This window comes from Frankia sp. Allo2 (assembly GCF_000733325.1).
In the GTDB taxonomy this organism is placed as follows: Bacteria; Actinomycetota; Actinomycetes; order Frankiales; family Frankiaceae; genus Frankia; species Frankia casuarinae.
Genome location: NZ_JPHT01000002.1, coordinates 214,803 through 229,893, shown reverse-complemented (window position 1 = coordinate 229,893; position 15,091 = coordinate 214,803). Strand labels below are relative to the sequence as shown.

At 68.2% G+C, this 15,091-nt stretch carries 24 protein-coding genes; all 24 read right to left on the bottom strand.

Features of this window, described 5'->3' with window-relative positions; genetic code table 11:
• Nucleotides 1–885 precede the first annotated feature (885 nt).
• Entirely contained in the window at nucleotides 886–1,710 is an 825-nt protein-coding gene (gene truA, locus ALLO2_RS03350) for a tRNA pseudouridine(38-40) synthase TruA (RefSeq protein WP_198030935.1), read from the bottom strand.
• A gap of 214 nt (nucleotides 1,711–1,924) precedes the next feature.
• The gene (rplQ, locus tag ALLO2_RS03345) at nucleotides 1,925–2,545 is read right to left on the bottom strand and encodes a 50S ribosomal protein L17 (protein WP_011435064.1); all 621 of its coding nucleotides are present in this window, start codon (nucleotides 2,543–2,545) and stop codon (nucleotides 1,925–1,927) included.
• A 132-nt stretch (nucleotides 2,546–2,677) separates the two neighbouring features.
• Nucleotides 2,678–3,727, bottom strand: coding sequence for a DNA-directed RNA polymerase subunit alpha (locus ALLO2_RS03340; RefSeq protein WP_011435063.1), 1,050 nt, complete (start codon nucleotides 3,725–3,727; stop codon nucleotides 2,678–2,680).
• A 175-nt stretch (nucleotides 3,728–3,902) separates the two neighbouring features.
• Nucleotides 3,903–4,532, bottom strand: coding sequence for a 30S ribosomal protein S4 (gene rpsD, locus ALLO2_RS03335; protein WP_011435062.1), 630 nt, complete (start codon nucleotides 4,530–4,532; stop codon nucleotides 3,903–3,905).
• A gap of 95 nt (nucleotides 4,533–4,627) precedes the next feature.
• The gene (rpsK, locus tag ALLO2_RS03330) at nucleotides 4,628–5,032 is read right to left on the bottom strand and encodes a 30S ribosomal protein S11 (RefSeq protein ID WP_035729585.1); all 405 of its coding nucleotides are present in this window, start codon (nucleotides 5,030–5,032) and stop codon (nucleotides 4,628–4,630) included.
• A 78-nt stretch (nucleotides 5,033–5,110) separates the two neighbouring features.
• Nucleotides 5,111–5,491: a 30S ribosomal protein S13 gene (gene rpsM, locus ALLO2_RS03325; RefSeq protein ID WP_011435060.1), complete on the bottom strand. Its 381-nt coding sequence runs from the start codon at nucleotides 5,489–5,491 to the stop codon at nucleotides 5,111–5,113.
• A 200-nt stretch (nucleotides 5,492–5,691) separates the two neighbouring features.
• Complete coding sequence (gene rpmJ, locus ALLO2_RS23895) at nucleotides 5,692–5,805, bottom strand: 50S ribosomal protein L36 (protein WP_003956441.1); 114 nt, start codon at nucleotides 5,803–5,805, stop codon at nucleotides 5,692–5,694.
• Nucleotides 5,806–5,884: 79 nt separating this feature from the next.
• Nucleotides 5,885–6,106, bottom strand: a complete 222-nt coding sequence (gene infA, locus ALLO2_RS03320; protein WP_006541558.1) for a translation initiation factor IF-1 — start codon at nucleotides 6,104–6,106, stop codon at nucleotides 5,885–5,887.
• 300 nt (nucleotides 6,107–6,406) lie between these two features.
• Entirely contained in the window at nucleotides 6,407–7,243 is an 837-nt protein-coding gene (map, locus tag ALLO2_RS03315) for a type I methionyl aminopeptidase (RefSeq protein ID WP_011435059.1), read from the bottom strand.
• Between the two features lie 141 nt (nucleotides 7,244–7,384).
• Nucleotides 7,385–8,038 (bottom strand): adenylate kinase, encoded by a 654-nt coding sequence (locus ALLO2_RS03310; RefSeq protein WP_011435058.1) that lies wholly within the window; start codon nucleotides 8,036–8,038, stop codon nucleotides 7,385–7,387.
• Complete coding sequence (gene secY / locus ALLO2_RS03305) at nucleotides 8,038–9,330, bottom strand: preprotein translocase subunit SecY (RefSeq protein WP_035729579.1); 1,293 nt, start codon at nucleotides 9,328–9,330, stop codon at nucleotides 8,038–8,040. Before secY ends, ALLO2_RS03310 begins: the two co-directional genes overlap by 1 nt.
• A gap of 261 nt (nucleotides 9,331–9,591) precedes the next feature.
• Nucleotides 9,592–10,122: a 50S ribosomal protein L15 gene (gene rplO, locus ALLO2_RS03300; protein ID WP_232234852.1), complete on the bottom strand. Its 531-nt coding sequence runs from the start codon at nucleotides 10,120–10,122 to the stop codon at nucleotides 9,592–9,594.
• 2 nt (nucleotides 10,123–10,124) lie between these two features.
• Nucleotides 10,125–10,310 carry a 50S ribosomal protein L30 gene (gene rpmD, locus ALLO2_RS03295; protein ID WP_011435055.1) on the bottom strand — a complete coding sequence of 62 codons (186 nt, stop codon included), beginning with the start codon at nucleotides 10,308–10,310 and terminating at the stop codon, nucleotides 10,125–10,127.
• Entirely contained in the window at nucleotides 10,310–10,918 is a 609-nt protein-coding gene (gene rpsE, locus ALLO2_RS03290) for a 30S ribosomal protein S5 (protein WP_035729576.1), read from the bottom strand. Before rpsE ends, rpmD begins: the two co-directional genes overlap by 1 nt.
• Nucleotides 10,919–10,989: 71 nt before the next feature.
• Nucleotides 10,990–11,364: a 50S ribosomal protein L18 gene (gene rplR / locus ALLO2_RS03285; protein ID WP_035729573.1), complete on the bottom strand. Its 375-nt coding sequence runs from the start codon at nucleotides 11,362–11,364 to the stop codon at nucleotides 10,990–10,992.
• A gap of 10 nt (nucleotides 11,365–11,374) precedes the next feature.
• Complete coding sequence (gene rplF / locus ALLO2_RS03280) at nucleotides 11,375–11,911, bottom strand: 50S ribosomal protein L6 (protein WP_011435052.1); 537 nt, start codon at nucleotides 11,909–11,911, stop codon at nucleotides 11,375–11,377.
• 12 nt (nucleotides 11,912–11,923) lie between these two features.
• Nucleotides 11,924–12,334, bottom strand: a complete 411-nt coding sequence (rpsH, locus tag ALLO2_RS03275; RefSeq protein ID WP_035729570.1) for a 30S ribosomal protein S8 — start codon at nucleotides 12,332–12,334, stop codon at nucleotides 11,924–11,926.
• 153 nt (nucleotides 12,335–12,487) lie between these two features.
• Nucleotides 12,488–12,673 carry a type Z 30S ribosomal protein S14 gene (locus ALLO2_RS03270; protein ID WP_035729567.1) on the bottom strand — a complete coding sequence of 62 codons (186 nt, stop codon included), beginning with the start codon at nucleotides 12,671–12,673 and terminating at the stop codon, nucleotides 12,488–12,490.
• A 4-nt stretch (nucleotides 12,674–12,677) separates the two neighbouring features.
• Entirely contained in the window at nucleotides 12,678–13,277 is a 600-nt protein-coding gene (gene rplE, locus ALLO2_RS03265; protein WP_011435049.1) for a 50S ribosomal protein L5, read from the bottom strand.
• Between the two features lie 41 nt (nucleotides 13,278–13,318).
• The gene (gene rplX / locus ALLO2_RS03260) at nucleotides 13,319–13,645 is read right to left on the bottom strand and encodes a 50S ribosomal protein L24 (RefSeq protein WP_011435048.1); all 327 of its coding nucleotides are present in this window, start codon (nucleotides 13,643–13,645) and stop codon (nucleotides 13,319–13,321) included.
• 2 nt (nucleotides 13,646–13,647) lie between these two features.
• Nucleotides 13,648–14,016, bottom strand: a complete 369-nt coding sequence (gene rplN / locus ALLO2_RS03255) for a 50S ribosomal protein L14 (protein WP_009740518.1) — start codon at nucleotides 14,014–14,016, stop codon at nucleotides 13,648–13,650.
• 76 nt (nucleotides 14,017–14,092) lie between these two features.
• The gene (rpsQ, locus tag ALLO2_RS03250; protein ID WP_011435047.1) at nucleotides 14,093–14,401 is read right to left on the bottom strand and encodes a 30S ribosomal protein S17; all 309 of its coding nucleotides are present in this window, start codon (nucleotides 14,399–14,401) and stop codon (nucleotides 14,093–14,095) included.
• A 5-nt stretch (nucleotides 14,402–14,406) separates the two neighbouring features.
• On the bottom strand, nucleotides 14,407–14,673 hold the full coding sequence (gene rpmC / locus ALLO2_RS03245; protein ID WP_011435046.1) for a 50S ribosomal protein L29: 267 nt from the start codon (nucleotides 14,671–14,673) through the stop codon (nucleotides 14,407–14,409).
• Complete coding sequence (gene rplP, locus ALLO2_RS03240) at nucleotides 14,673–15,089, bottom strand: 50S ribosomal protein L16 (RefSeq protein ID WP_009740521.1); 417 nt, start codon at nucleotides 15,087–15,089, stop codon at nucleotides 14,673–14,675. The genes rpmC and rplP overlap by 1 nt, the downstream gene beginning before the upstream one ends.
• Between the last annotated feature and the right edge of the window lie 2 nt (nucleotides 15,090–15,091).

The following is a 15,091-nucleotide window of genomic DNA, read 5'->3' as shown; positions in this document are numbered from 1 at the left end:
CCGCCACCGCCGCATCGAGCGCCCGTGGCGCGTACCCGCCGAGGTGGGGGCGGAGCACTCAGGACCAGGCCGGGGACCGTGGGGTCCGCAGCGCTCGGCGGCTGCTGGCCGGCGTCGCCGGGGCCGTCCTCGTCCTCATCGCGGCGGTCGCGGTCGTGGCGGNGCGCAGCGGGGNCAACGGGNGCAGCGGGGACAACGGGAACAAGACGCCCACCACCCGGCAGACGCTCCCACCGATCCCGGCAGGCTTCCTCGACAGCGCGACCCTCGACTCCGATCCGGTGACCGCCAACGAGTNCTTCTCCGACGAGCAGGTCGAGGCCGAAGGACGGAACTACCGACGGCTCGCCCGCAAACTGGACAACAGCTGCCCGGATCTCACTGGTGATCTGGTCACACAGCTCAAGGACCGGCGCTGCCGGCAGGTGGTGCGGACGCTGTTCCTCAGCACCCCGAGGGACGGCGAACGCCAGGTGTTGGCCGGCGTCACCGTCTTCGTCCTCGACAAGCTCGCCACCGCCACCGCCACCGCGGACATCCTCAACCAGGGACGCGGTGGCATCGTGCCCCTCCCCGTCCCGGCCAACTCGATTCCGAACGCGCGGATCACCGGCCCGGGTGGGAACAACTCGTGGCGGGGCGCGATCACCCGCGGGCACTACCTCATCTACACGCAGGTCGCCTACACCGACGGCACCCAGGGTGCGGGGATCGATCCCGCGCTGCGGAACGCCCAGACCGATCTGAGCACGCTCGCGACCGAGCCCATCGGAGACCGAGCAGTACTCGGCCACGGTCCGCGCCACTGACTCACCGGCGACCACTGACTCACCGGCGACCACTGACTCACCGGCGACCACTGACTCACCGGCGACCGGGGCCCCCTCAACCGGACGGCGTGGGGGGAATCCGGACGGCCCGGGTGACCTCGGCCCGGGCGGCCAGCTCAGGATCGGGCGGGTAACGCACGTCCACCAGCGTCAGGCCGTGTGCCGGCGCCACGGTGACGGCGGGGTCCCGGACACCTCGGTGCAGCACCGCCGCGGGCCATTGGGGCGGCTTGCGGCCCTCCCCGACGGCGAGCAGGGCGCCGACCAGCGCCCGGACCATGGAGTGGCAGAAGGCGTCGGCCTCGACGTCGGCCACGACGACCCCCTCAGGCCGGCGGAGCACATCGAGGCGCAGCAGCGTACGGACGGTCGTCGCGCCTTCCCGGCGCCGGCAGAACGCGGCGAAGTCATGCTCGCCGACCAGGAACAGCGCCGCCGCCGCCATCGCGGGCACGTCGAGCGGACGAGGCCAGGCCAGGGTGTCGAAGCGCCGCAGGGGTTCGGCTCCATACGGAGCGTCGGTGATCCGATAGACGTAGCGGCGGGNGAGNGCGGNGAANCTGGNGNCGAAGCCGGGNGGNGCCGGGGCGAGCCCGATGATCCGCACGGCCCGGTCCAGGACACCGTTCAGCCGCCGCGCGAGGCCGCCGAGCGGCACGTCGTCCGGGAGATCAACGTGCGCTACCTGACCGACGGCGTGGACACCCGAATCGGTCCGTCCGGCGACGGTGAGCCGTACCGCCGGCAACCGCGCCACCCGCATGAGGGCGTCCTCCACATCGCCCTGCACGGTGCGTTGGCCGGGCTGGCGGGCCCATCCCGCGAACGGCGTCCCGTCATAAGAGAGGTCCAGCCGCAGCCGAACCAGCCCGTCGGTCATCATCATCACCGGCGGGCAGCCGCCTCGCGACCCGCGGGACGACGTCCCGCGGAAACTCCCGGATCGGACATCTGCCTCTCCCCCGTGCAAGCGACGACGCGGCGGTGCGGCGGCACTAAAACGAAAGCCCGCCGCCCATGATGGGCGGCGGGCCTGCGCGGATCTACTCCAGGACGCGAGATTCGGCCAAAGATTTCGGCCTTCGGCCCGGATCTCAGTTTGCGGAGTTCTGCTCCCCGGCGCCGGAGTCGTCCCCGATGCCGGAGTCGTCCGTCTGCGCGGTCGTCGGCTTGCCGGCGGCCCCTTCGGCGGGGGTCTCCGCCGGCTCCGCGGCCTCGACTGCCACAGCAGCCGCGGTTGGCGACTCCTGGGCCAGCTCCTCCGCAGCCTCCACGGTGGCACCGGTGGGCTTGCGACGAGCCTCGAAACGGGTGCCCCGCGCCCGCTCGGCCTCACTGACGGCCTGCTGGCCGACGGTCAGCGCCTCGACCAGCTCGATCCGGGCCAGCGGGGCGTTGTCACCCTTCCGGTTGCCGATCTTGACGATCCGGGTGTAGCCACCGTTCCGGTTCGCGTAGCGCGGACCGATCTCGGTGAACAGGGTGTGCACGACCGAGTTGTCGCGTACCTGGCGCATGACACGCCGGCGGGCGTGCAGGTCCCCCCGCTTGGCGAAGGTCACCAAACGCTCGGCGTACGGACGCAGCCGCTTGGCCTTCGCCTCGGTGGTGGTGATGCCGCCGTGCTCGAACAGCGCGGTGGCGAGGTTGGCCAGCAGCAGCCGCTCATGTGCGGGGCTGCCGCCGAGCCGGGCGCCCTTGGTTGGCGTGGGCATGATGAGTGCTCCTCGTTCCTTTCACTGTCCTGCTGGTCACCGGCCTAGCCAGGCTGCCCGCCCGAAGGACGCGGCTCTCGCCACCGGAGGGTCGCCGAGGGCCCCCGCCGGAAGCGGAGGCCCTCGTGGAGATCAGTACTGCTCGGTCTCGATGAACTCCGCGCCGTCGTCGGACGGGTCGGAGAACGACGGGCTGTACGCGTCGGTGCCGTAGGTGTCCACCGCCTGGCGCGGGTCGAACCCGGGCGGGGAGTCCTTGAGCTGCAGGCCCATCGCGCCCAGCTTCGTCTTGACCTCATCGATCGACTTCTGCCCGAAGTTACGGATGTCGAGCAGGTCGGCCTCGCTACGGGAGACCAGCTCGCCGATCGTGTGGATGCCCTCGCGCTTGAGGCAGTTGTAGGAGCGGACGGTCAGGTCCATCTCCTCGATGGGCAGCGCAAGGTCGGCCGCCAGCGCCGCGTCCGCGGCGGACGGGCCGATGTCGACGCCCTCCGCCTCGGCGTTGAGCTCCTGAGCCAGCCCGAACAGGCCGACCAGGGTCTTGCCGGCGCTGGCCATCGCATCTCGCGGGGAGATCGACGGCTTGGTCTCGACGTCAACGATGAGCCGGTCGAAGTCGGTCCGCTGCTCGACGCGGGTCGCCTCGACCTTGTAGGTCACCTTCAGCACCGGCGAGTAGATCGAGTCGATCGGGATCCGCCCGATCTCCTGGCCGGCCTGCTTGTTCTGGGCCGCGCTGACATACCCGCGCCCCCGCTCGACGGTCAGCTCGATCTCAAGCTTGCCCTTGTCGTTCAGAGTGGCGAGCCGCAACTCGGGGTTGTGCACCTCGACGCCCGCCGGCGGGGCGATGTCCGCCGCCGTGACCTCGCCGGGGCCCTGCTTGCGCAGGTACATCACGGTCGGCTCGTCGTTGTCGGAGCTGACGACCAGTTCCTTGAGGTTCAGGATCAGGTCGGTCACGTCCTCCTTGACGCCGGGCACGGTGGAGAACTCGTGCAGCACGCCGTCGATGCGGATGCTGGTGACCGAGGCACCTGGGATGGAGGACAGCAGGGTCCGGCGCAACGAGTTACCGAGGGTGTAGCCGAAGCCCGGCTCCAGCGGCTCGATCACGAAGCGTGAACGGAACTCGGAGATCGGGTCTTCGATGAGGGTGGGACGCTGAGCGATCAGCATGAGAACGTCCTTCCGACCACGGCGACCGCCATATGACGCCGTGTGGTGCGGGCCCCCTGACGGGAGCCGGTGGGCGGAACATCGGTCCATTCCACCCACGGGTGGTGTCCGGGCGGAGGCCCGCCCGGACTCCAGTGTGCTCCGCCCCTGGCTGCGGGGACGACGCCGGTAGATTTTACTTGGAGTAAAGCTCGACGATCAGCTGTTCCTGCACCTGGGTATCGATCACCTGCCGCGCCGGCAGCGAGTGCACCAGGATCCGCAGCTGGCTCGGGATCACCTCCAGCCAGGCTGGAACGGCCCGACCCTGACCCGCGGTCTCCCGGGCCACGATGAACGGGGTGAGCTCCCGGGCCTTCGGCGCGATCTCGACGATGTCGTTCTCGCTGATCCGATAGCTGGGGATGTCGACCTTGCGGCCGTTCACCTGGACGTGGCCGTGCCGGACAGCCTGACGGGCGGCGTCCCGCGAGGGTGCGAAGCCACCCCGGTACACGACGTTGTCGAGCCGCGACTCAAGGATCTTCAGCAGCTCGTCACCGGTCTTGCCGGCCCGGCGATTCGCCTCGTCGTAGTAGCCCCGGAACTGCTTCTCCAGCACGCCGTAGATCCGGGCGCACTTCTGCTTCTCGCGCTTCTGCAGCAGGTACTCGGAGTCCTTGGTGCGGCCACGGCCGTGCTCGCCCGGCGGGTAGGGCCGGATCTCGATCGGGCACTTCGGGGTGTCGCACTTGCTGCCCTTGAGGAACAGCTTGGTCTTCTCGCGGCGGCAACGCTTGCAGTCCGCGCCGGTGTAACGGGCCATCTAATCCTTCTCTCTCGTTTCCTGGCGCGAACTCGAACACGACGCCACGACACCGGCCGGCGTGGAGCCCCGGCCACGGCCGCCTCGCCGCATGGTCACACCCTGCGCCGCTTGGGCGGGCGGCAACCGTTGTGCGGGGTCGGGGTGACGTCCTGGATCGCACCGACCTCGAGCCCCGCGGCCTGCAGGGAANGGATCGCGGTCTCCCGGCCGGAACCCGGGCCCTTCACGAAGACGTCGACCTTGCGCATCCCGTGCTCCTGCGCCTTGCGGGCCGCGTTCTCGGCCGCCATCTGGGCGGCGAAGGGCGTGGACTTGCGGGAGCCCTTGAAGCCGACATGACCCGCCGAAGCCCAGGAGATCACGTTCCCGGACGGGTCGGTGATGGAGACGATCGTGTTGTTGAACGTGCTCTTGATGTGAGCGTGTCCGTGGGCGACGTTCTTCTTTTCCTTGCGCCGGACCTTCTTGGCGCCGGCTGCGCGCGTCTTGGGAGGCATATTCGCGTGTGGTCTCCGTGTACGAGGTCGTCGATCAGTGGTCGGCGGCGGACCCGAACGGTCCGCCGGGGACCCTGACTACTTCTTGCCAGCCTTCTTCTTGCCGGCGATGGCGCGGCGCGGGCCCTTGCGGGTGCGCGCGTTGGTGTGCGTGCGCTGGCCGTGGACGGGCAGGTTACGCCGGTGACGGAGCCCCTGGTAGCACCCGATCTCCATCTTGCGGCGGATGTCCTGCTTGATCTCCCGGTTGAGGTCACCCTCGACCCGGTAGTTCGCGTCGATCCAGTCGCGCAGCCTGACGATCTCTTCCTCGCTCAGATCACGAACACGCGTGTCCGGGTTGACCGCGGTGGCGGCGAGGGTGTCTCGGGAGCGGCTGCGGCCGATTCCGAAGATGTAGGTCAGAGCGATCTCAACCCGCTTCTCGCGGGGAAGGTCGACGCCGGAGAGGCGTGCCATGAACGGATGTTTCCTTCCTGCGGCCGGAGGTCTCGGGCGATGCCGTCCCGGCCGGCGCCGGGCCGGGCGGGCCCCGGCCTCCGACCGGGGGTGGGTCGTCCCGAAGAGGACGCCTGGCATCGCTTGGATGCGGTGGGCCGCATCTCGGCGGGCGGCACGTGCTGTGCCACCCGCCGGGACGAGGCGCACCCGTCAGGACATCAGCCCTGACGCTGCTTGTGACGAAGGTTGTCGCAGATGACCATGACTCGCCCGTGGCGACGGATCACCTTGCACTTGTCGCAGATCTTCTTGACGCTGGGCTTGACCTTCACGGCTGTTGCGGACCTCCTGCGCAGCCGCGGGCCGCGCGTGGCGATTGAGTGGAGCTACGGGCGAGTGAGAAAAGATCGACTACTTGTAGCGGTAGACGATGCGGCCGCGGGACAGGTCGTAGGGCGAGAGCTCGACCACGACGCGGTCCTCCGGCAGGATCCGGATGTAGTGCTGGCGCATCTTCCCGCTGATGTGGGCGAGAACACGATGACCGTTCTGGAGCTCCACCCGGAACATCGCGTTCGGGAGCGGCTCCACCACACGGCCTTCGATCTCGATGGCCCCGTCCTTCTTCGGCATGTCCTCCGCTGTCCTGACGTCGACTATGGGACGGCGGCTCGGCCGCGACCGGTCGGCCCCCCGAAATGTCCGGAAAAGCCCAGGTCAGAGGCTTGAACTACCCCGAGAGGAGCCCGAACCCACCAACCACACTGCCACCGACCGCAACTGCCATGGACAGGACTGCTATCGACACGGTGGAGCACACCGGCGTGAGAAGACCGCCAGCTAAAGAGTGTACGCTGCGACCCCCGTCAAGGGTCAACACGACCCCCGTCAAGGGCCGACGCGACCGACGCGACCTCAGCCGGTTCAGCCGGTTCAGGACGGGGCGTCAGCCGGCTGCCCGCAGACGACCCCGAGCTCGGCGAGTTTCGCCGCTCCGCCGTCCGGCGCCGTTAGCACCCACGGCCCACGGGGAGTGATTGCCACCGAGTGCTCGGTGTGGGCGGCGAGGCTGCCGTCGCGGGTCACGACGGTCCAGTCGTCGGGGAGCACGGCCGTGTCCGGCGACCCCATAGTGATCATAGGCTCGATGGCCAGCGCAAGGCCCTCGATCAGCCGGATGCCACGGCCAGGCCGGCCGTGGTTGAGCACGTGGGGGGGCTGGTGCATCTCGCTGCCGATGCCGTGGCCGCCGTAGTGGTCGACGATCCCGTAGCCATGTGGACGGACATGCCGCTCGACGGCGGCGCTGATGTCGGTGAGCTTTCCGCCGAGCTGGGCTGCGGCGAGGCCCGCCCACAGCGCGCCCTCGCACGTGTCGATCATCGCGAGAACCTCCGGGGCGACCTCACCGACCGGCACGGTGATCGCGGCGTCCCCGTGCCAGCCGTCCACGATCGCCCCGCAGTCGATCGAGATGATATCGCCCTCGCGCAGCACCCGCTTGCGGGTGGGGATGGCGTGCACTACCTCGTTGTTGACCGAGCTGCAGATCGAGGCCGGATACGGCGGCTGGGCATAGCCCTTGAAGGACGGGATACCGCCGTCGTCCCGGATCGTCTTCTCGGCAAGGGCGTCCAGCTCGGCCGTGGTGACCCCGGGGACGACCGCCTCACGCAGCCGCGCCAGCGTCTTCGCGACGAGCAGGCCAGCAACCCGCATCTTGGCAATCTCTGCCGCCGTCTTGATCTGGACGTGCTCTCGTCGCGCCACGCTCGTCGCCCCGGTCCGTGTTCGTGTTGTGTCCGTTTCCGATGCTAGCCGCCGACCCCGCAGGACGTGCTCCAACGATCTTCCGCGAAAAGCACGGGAGTCACGTTCGGCCTGGTCCGCGCCCGGACCAGGCCGACGGGTTCAGTCGCCGTAGTGCCGCAGGGCGTCGAGCGCGCGGTCGGTGACGTTATCCACCGGTCCGGTGGCGTCGATACCGATCAGGATGCCCTTTTCGGCGTAGTAGGCCACCAGCGGCGCCGTCTGGTCCGCGTAGACCTCGAGCCGATGGCGGACCGTCTCCGACCGATCGTCGTCGCGCTGGAACAGCTCGCCACCACACCGGTCACAGACGCCTTCGACCGACGGCGGGTCGAAGTCGATGTGCCAGATGTGACCGCAGTTCCGACAGGTGCGCCGACCGGACAGCCGGCGCACCACCTCGTCGTCGTCGACGACGAGCTCGAGCACCACGTCCAGACGGGTCCCCATGCCATCGAGCATCTGCCCGAGCACCTCGGCCTGCGGGACGTTACGAGGAAAACCATCGAGCAGGAATCCCTTGACCGCGTCGTCCTCGGCCAAGCGGTTGCGGACCATACCGATGGTGATCTCGTCCGGTACGAGATCACCGGCATCCATGAAGGTCTTGGCCTTGACGCCCAGTTCGGTTCCCTGTCGCACGTTCGCCCGGAAGATGTCCCCGGTGGAGATCTTAGGGATCGACCGCGCCTGGGCAATGAACGCGGCCTGGGTGCCCTTTCCGGCACCGGGCGGCCCGACCAGTACGAGGCGCACTACCGGAGGAAACCTTCGTAATTGCGGAGCATGAGCTGGCTTTCGATCTGCTTCACGGTTTCCAGCCCAACCCCCACCATGATCAGGACCGACGTGCCCGCGAAGGGGAACGGCTGGTCCTTGGTCAGGTTCAACAGTGCCAACGGAAGGACCGTGATCACGCCAAGGAACAGCGATCCCGGGAGCGTGATCCGGTCGAGTACATGTTTGAGGTACTCCGCCGTCGGGTTCCCCGGCCTGATCCCGGGGATGAACCCACCATNCTTCTTCATGTTGTCCGCGACCTCCGTTGGGTTGAAGGTGATCGCAACATAAAAATAGGTGAAGAAGATGATGAGTGCGAAGTATGTCACCAGATAGAGTGGATGGTCTCCCCTGGAGAGATATCTTTGCTCGAAGTCCTGGAAGCTCCGGTTGCTCCATACCTGCCCGGCGAGTTGAGGGAGCTGCAGCAGCGAGGACGCGAAGATGACGGGGATGATCCCGGCCTGGTTGACCTTGATCGGCAGGTAGGTCGACGTCCCGCCGTACATCCGCCGCCCGATCAGGCGTTTGGCGTACTGGACCGGGATGCGACGCTGAGACTGCTCGACGAACACGACGAACACGACGATCGCGAGACCGAGCAGGAGCACCAGGCTAAACACCACACCGCCGGCGACCTGGAGGATGCGTCCGCCCTCGGAGGGAAGCCTTGCCGCGATCGAGGTGAAGATCAGCAGCGACATGCCGTTACCGNCCCCCCGGGTGGTGATCAACTCACCCATCCACATGATGACCGAGGTACCCGCCGTCATCGTGATGACAATCGTCGCGATCCGGAACAGGCTCGTGTCCGGGATGATGGCGGCCGAACAGCTGGGGAACAGCCGGCCGCTGCGGGCCAGCGCCACGATGCCGGTGGCCTGCAGAAGACCGAGGGCGATCGTCAGGTACCGGGTGTACTGCGTAAGCTTCTGCTCGCCCGAGCTGCCCTCCTTCTTCAGCTGCTCCAGCCGAGGGATCACCACAACGAGCAACTGAATGATGATACTCGATGTGATGTACGGCATGATGCCAAGCGCGAAGATGGACAGCTGCAGCAGAGCCCCACCACTGAACAGGTTGATCAGCGAGTAGACGTTGCTGCTGTCGGCACTCGCCGAGTCCAGGCAGGTGTTCACTGCGGACGTCGAGACACCCGGCGACGGCATGACGCTGCCGAACCGGAACAGCATCACGATACCGACGGTGAACAGCAGCTTCTTGCGCAGGTCAGGCGTGCGGAATGCCCGCGTGAAGGCGGTGAGCACGGCTCCTCCTGCTGGGATTGCGGACCGACGGGAAGTGGACATCCTGCCCGGTGCGGATCGCCTCCCCCGGCCGGTCGCCGAGGTCGGTTAGGCGACTGTAACAGGACACCCGGCCCACTCGTCCCGACATCACCATGGGTAAGCGATGGTGGACGGCAAGAGACGGCTGACGCCGAGGCGCACGGCCGTCTGGCGAGGGGTCCGGACGGGCGGGGCCGGGGTGGGAGCGGGGTGACATGGCCCACACCCCCACCCATGCTCTCAGCTCTGTGTGACGCTCCCGCCGGCAGCGGCGATCTTCTCCTTCGCGGAGGCCGAAAACGCGTCCGCGCTCACGTGCAGCGCGACGTTGATGTCACCGTTGCCCAGCACCTTCACCGGCGACTTGCCCCGCACCGCGCCCCTGGCCGCGAGGTCGGCCTTGGTGACCTCACCACCCTGCGGGAACAGTTCCGCGAGGGTGGCGACGTTCACGACCTGGTACTCGACGCGGAACCGGTTGCGGAAGCCCTTCAGCTTGGGCAGGCGCATGTGCAGGGGCATCTGGCCACCCTCGAACCGGGCGGGCACCTGCTTGCGGGCCTTCGAGCCCTTGGTGCCCCGTCCGGCGGTCTTGCCCTTGGAACCCTCACCGCGACCGACGCGGATCTTGGACTTATGGGCGCCGGGGGCTGGCCGGAGGTGGTGCNCCTTCAGNCCGCGGCCACGGACGACCGGCGCCGAGCCGGCCTCGGTGCCCACGCCGGTGGCGCCGGTGTCGTCACCGGCGTCGGTCTTCGTCAGTTCGGCCATGGCTAGGAGTCCACCTCCTCGACCCGGACAAGATGGGTCACAGTTCTAATCATCCCGCGAATCTCGGGACGATCATCACGGACGGTCGTCGCGTTGATCTTCCGCAGACCAAGGGTACGCAGCGTGGCCCGCTGGTTCGAGGTACCACCGATCCCCGACCGGATCTGCGTGATGCGCAGCTTGGCCATCAGACGCTGGCNCCCGCCGCACGGGCGCGCAGCATGGCCGGCGGAGCGACATCCTCCAGCGGCAGGCCGCGACGGGCGGCAATCTCCTCGGGACGCATCAGGCCACGCAGAGCGGCGACCGTCGCGTGCACGATGTTGATCGGATTCGATGAGCCGAGCGACTTCGAGAGCACGTCGTGCACACCGGCGCACTCCAGCACGGNACGGACCGGACCACCGGCGATGACCCCGGTACCGGGCGAGGCGGGCTTGAGCAGCACGACGCCGGCCGCCTCCTCGCCCTGCACCGGGTGCGGAATCGTCGAACCGATCCGGGGCACCTTGAAGAAGTGCTTCTTGGCTTCTTCGACGCCCTTGGCGATGGCGGCCGGAACCTCCTTGGCCTTGCCATAGCCGACGCCCACGGTCCCGTCCGCGTCACCGACCACAACGAGCGCCGTGAAGCTGAACCGGCGTCCGCCCTTGACAACCTTCGCCACGCGGTTGATCGCGACAACCCGCTCGACGTAGGCGTTCTTCTCCTGCGCCGGGCCGCTGCCCGACCGGTCCCGGCGTTCCCGACGGTCCGAGCCGCCGGAGCCGCCGCCGCGGCGCTGCTGGCCTGGCATCTACAACATCTCCCTGTTCTGGCTGTACTGGCGGTAAANGCTGGACTGACTGTAAANGCTGGGGGNAGTCATCAGAAGTCCAGCCCGTTCCCCCGCGCCGCGTCCGCGAGCGCGGCGATGCGGCCGGAGTAGGTCCGCCCGCCGCGGTCAANCACGACCGCGGCGATCCCGGCCGCCTTCGCGCGCTCGGCGACCAGGGCGCCGACCTTGCGGGCCTGCTCGGTCTTGTCCCCCTCGCCGCCGCGCAGCGACACGTCCAGGGTGGACGCCGACGCCAGCGTGTGGCCGGCGACGTCGTCGATGACCTGGGCGTAGATGTGCCGCGAGGACCGGGTGACGACGAGCCGTGGGCGAGACGGGGTGCCCGCCACCTTCTTGCGCACCCGGACGTGCCGACGGAGCTTCGCGGTCCGTCGACGCGAGCTGGCGCCGAGGCTCACTGCCATGATCTATCTCCTACTTCCCGGTCTTCCCGACCTTGCGGCGGACGACCTCGCCCTGGTAGCGCACGCCCTTGCCCTTGTACGGGTCAGGCTTGCGCAGCCCGCGGATCTTCGCGGAGACCTCACCGACCAGCTGCTTGTCGATCCCGTGGACCACGAAGCGGGTCGGGGTCTGCACCTCGAAGCGGATGCCCTCCGGGGCCTTGACCGGCACCGGGTGGCTGTACCCGAGGGCGAACTCCAGGTCGGAGCCCTTGGCCTGGACACGGTAACCGACGCCGACGATCTCCAGGGTCTTCGAGTATCCGGCGGTGACGCCGGTGACCATGTTGGAGACCAGGGTGCGAGTCAGGCCGTGCAGCGACCGGGAGCGACGCTCATCGTCGGGCCGGGTCACGAGGAGCCGACCGTCCTCCGTGTTCACCACGATCGGCTCGGCCACGACGTGGCTCAGGGTCCCTTTGGGCCCCTTGACGGTGATGGTGGCTCCCTCGACGGTGATATCGACACCGCTGGGGACGGGAATGGGCAGGCGCCCGATCCGTGACATCGCTCGCCCTCCTTACCAGATGTAGGCGAGGACTTCCCCGCCCACGCCCCGCTTGCCCGCCTGCTTGTCGGTCAGCAAACCCGACGAGGTGGAGATGATGGCGACGCCCAGGCCCCCGAGGACCTTCGGGAGGTTCGTCGCCTTGGCATAGACCCGCAGACCCGGCTTGCTGATGCGCTTGATCCCGGCGATCGAGCGTTCCCGGTTGGGGCCGTACTTCAGATCGANGACCAGGGTGTGGCCGACGCCGCCAGCCGAGGTCGCGTCCTCGACGTGCCAGCCGGAGATGTATCCCTCCTGCTGGAGGATCTCGGCGATGTGCGTCTTGATCTTGCTGTGGGGCATCACCACGCGGTCGTGGTACGCCCGGCTGGCGTTACGGACACGCGTGAGCATGTCCGCAATCGGATCGGTCATCGTCATGGCTTGACGCCTTTCTCACGGCGNTTCCCGCCAGTGCCGAGGTCGTCCTCGGCCGCCGGGCCTACCGCGATCGGGTGGAGGTGCGGTGGTGGTGCGGTGGAACCGTGCTGCCGGTGCCGCCGTTCCGGCCCCGGTCCGGGGCGCGGTACCGGCCTACCAGGAGCTCTTGGTGACGCCGGGCAGCTCGCCGCGGTGCGCCATCTGCCGCAGGCATACCCGGCAGAGCCCGAAGCCCCGGTACACCGAGCGGGAGCGGCCGCNGCGCTGGCATCGGGTGTAACCCCGGACCGCGTACTTCGGCTTACGGTTCGACTTCTCGATCAGTGCTTTCTTGGCCATCTCTCTAGTTCTCCCGGAAGGGGAAGCCCAGCGCCCGCAGGAGCGCCCGGCCCTCGTCGTCGGTGGTCGCGGTGGTGACGACCGTGATGTCCATGCCCCGAACCCGATCGATCCGGTCGATGTCGATCTCGTGGAAGATCGACTGCTCGGTCACCCCGAAGGTGTAGTTGCCGGCACCGTCGAACTGCTTCGGCGACAGCCCGCGGAAGTCACGGATACGCGGCAGCGCGATGGTGACGAGGCGGTCGAGGAACTCCCACATCCGGTCACCACGCAACGTCACCTTGGCGCCGATCGGCATCCCTTCGCGCAGCTTGAACTGGGCGATGGACTTCTTCGCGCGCCGGACCGCGGGCTTCTGGCCGGTGATGGCCGCAAGATCCCGCACAGCGCCATCGATCAGCTTCGCGTCCCGGGCGGCGTCTCCGACCCCCATGTTGACGACGACCTTGACGACGCCGGGGATCTGCATGACGTTGCGGTAGGAGAACTGCTCCCGCAGCGCCGGGGCGATCTCGTCGCGGTACCGCTGCTTGAGCCGTGGGACCGGGCGAGCGCCAATAGGCCGGCCTTCGATGGTCCGGCCCTCGGTGGTCACAGTCATGGTCTAATCTCGTTTCCCAACTGCTCGACTGCTCGCTCGGCCTACAGCTCGGTACCGGTGCGCCGCGAGACACGCACCTTGGTGCCGTCGTCGTTGATGCGGTAACCGATCCGGGTCGGCTTCCCGTCAGACGGGTCGACGATCATCACGTTGCTCACGTGGATCGGCGCCTCCTGGGTGATGATGCCCCCGGACTGCGAGCCGCGTGTGCCCTGCTGGACGCGGGTGTGCCGGGTGATCCGGTTCGCGCCCTCGACGAGGACCTTGTTCTGCTCCGGATAGGCGCGGATGACCTTACCCTTGAGCCCACGGTCCTTGCCGGTGATGATCTGGACCGTGTCGCCTTTCTTGATCTTCAAAGTGGCCACGGTCACAGCACCTCCGGCGCCAGCGAGATGATCTTCATGAACTTCTTGTCACGCAGCTCCCGGCCGACCGGCCCGAAGATGCGGGTGCCCCGAGGGTCACCACCGTCCCGGATGAGCACCGCCGCGTTCTCGTCGAAGCGGATGTAGGAGCCGTCCGGCCGCCGGCGCTCCTTGGTGGTACGCACCACGACCGCCTTGACCACGTCGCCGCGCTTCACGCCGGCGCCGGGCAGGGCGTCCTTCACCGTGCCGACGATGATGTCGCCGATCCCCGCGTAACGACGCCCAGAGCCGCCGAGCACCCGGATGCAGAGAATCTCCCGCGCTCCGGTGTTGTCGGCGACCCGAAGTCGCGACTCCTGCTGAATCACTTTCCGCTCCTGATCACCCGGTACTACTGATCACCCGGTCCTGCCCGGCCCCGGCGTCCGGGCCAGAACTACTTCACTACTTCGCCTTCTCCAAGACCTGAACGATCCGCCACCGCTTGGTCGCCGACAACGGCCGCGTTTCCATCAGCAGGACGCGGTCGCCGACACCGGTGGTGCCGCTCTCGTCGTGCGCCTTGACCTTCTTGGTACGACGGATCGTCTTGCCGTACAGCGGGTGCTGCACCCGGTCCTCGACCGCGACCACGACGGTCTTGGTCATCTTGTCGCTGACCACGAGGCCCTCGCGGACCTTGCGGAATCCGCGGGCGGGAGCCGCCGCGTCCGTGCTCTGCGAAGCCTCCTGGGAGGCCGTCTCGTCTGTCACTGTCCTCACGCCCGTTCCGACTGCGTCGCGTCATCGTCCGCCGCGCCGGCCGCCACCGCCGGATCGTCGGTGATACCCAGCTCCCGTTCGCGCATGACGGTGTAGATCCGGGCGATGTCGCGCCGCACGGCCTGCAGCCGGCGGTTGTTCGACAGCTGCCCGGTCGCCGCCTGGAACCGGAGGTTGAACAGCTCCTCCTTGGCCTCCCGAAGCTTGTCGACGAGCTCCTCGCCCGACAGGCTCCGCAGCTCGTCCGCGGTAGCGATAGCCATTACGCACCACCTTCACGGACCACGAAACGGCACTTCATCGGCAGCTTGTGGATAGCCCGCCGCATCGCCTCGCGGGCCACCGGCTCCGCGACCCCGGACAGCTCGAACAGGACCCGGCCCGGCTTGACGTTCGCGACCCACCACTCGGGCGAGCCCTTACCAGAACCCATCCGGGTCTCGGCCGGCTTCTTGGTCAGCGGACGGTCCGGGTAGATGTTGATCCAGACCTTTCCACCACGACGGATGTGCCGGGTCATCGCGATACGGGCCGACTCGATCTGCCGGTTCGTCACGTAGGCCGACTCCAAGGCCTGGATCCCGTACTCACCGAACGTGACCCGGGTTCCGCCCTTGGCGGCACCGGTCCGCCCGGGGTGGTGCTGCTTGCGGTGCGCGACCTTCCGGGGAATCAGCATGT

Excerpts from the sequence above, each read along its gene's own strand:
- rplQ (WP_011435064.1), bottom strand. The coding sequence starts at position 2,545 with ATGCCCACGCCAACCAAGGGCGCCCGGCTCGGCGGCAGCCCCGCACAT.
- ALLO2_RS03340 (WP_011435063.1), bottom strand. The coding sequence starts at position 3,727 with ATGCTGATCGCTCAGCGTCCCACCCTCATCGAAGACCCGATCTCCGAG.
- rpsD (WP_011435062.1), bottom strand. The coding sequence starts at position 4,532 with ATGGCCCGTTACACCGGCGCGGACTGCAAGCGTTGCCGCCGCGAGAAG.
- rpsM (WP_011435060.1), bottom strand. The coding sequence starts at position 5,491 with ATGGCACGCCTCTCCGGCGTCGACCTTCCCCGCGAGAAGCGGGTTGAG.
- infA (WP_006541558.1), bottom strand. The coding sequence starts at position 6,106 with ATGCCGAAGAAGGACGGGGCCATCGAGATCGAAGGCCGTGTGGTGGAG.
- rpmD (WP_011435055.1), bottom strand. The coding sequence starts at position 10,310 with ATGGCCAAGCTGCGCATCACGCAGATCCGGTCGGGGATCGGTGGTACC.
- rplF (WP_011435052.1), bottom strand. The coding sequence starts at position 11,911 with ATGTCACGGATCGGGCGCCTGCCCATTCCCGTCCCCAGCGGTGTCGAT.
- rplE (WP_011435049.1), bottom strand. The coding sequence starts at position 13,277 with ATGACTGTGACCACCGAGGGCCGGACCATCGAAGGCCGGCCTATTGGC.
- rpmC (WP_011435046.1), bottom strand. The coding sequence starts at position 14,673 with ATGGCTATCGCTACCGCGGACGAGCTGCGGAGCCTGTCGGGCGAGGAG.
- rplP (WP_009740521.1), bottom strand. The coding sequence starts at position 15,089 with ATGCTGATTCCCCGGAAGGTCGCGCACCGCAAGCAGCACCACCCCGGG.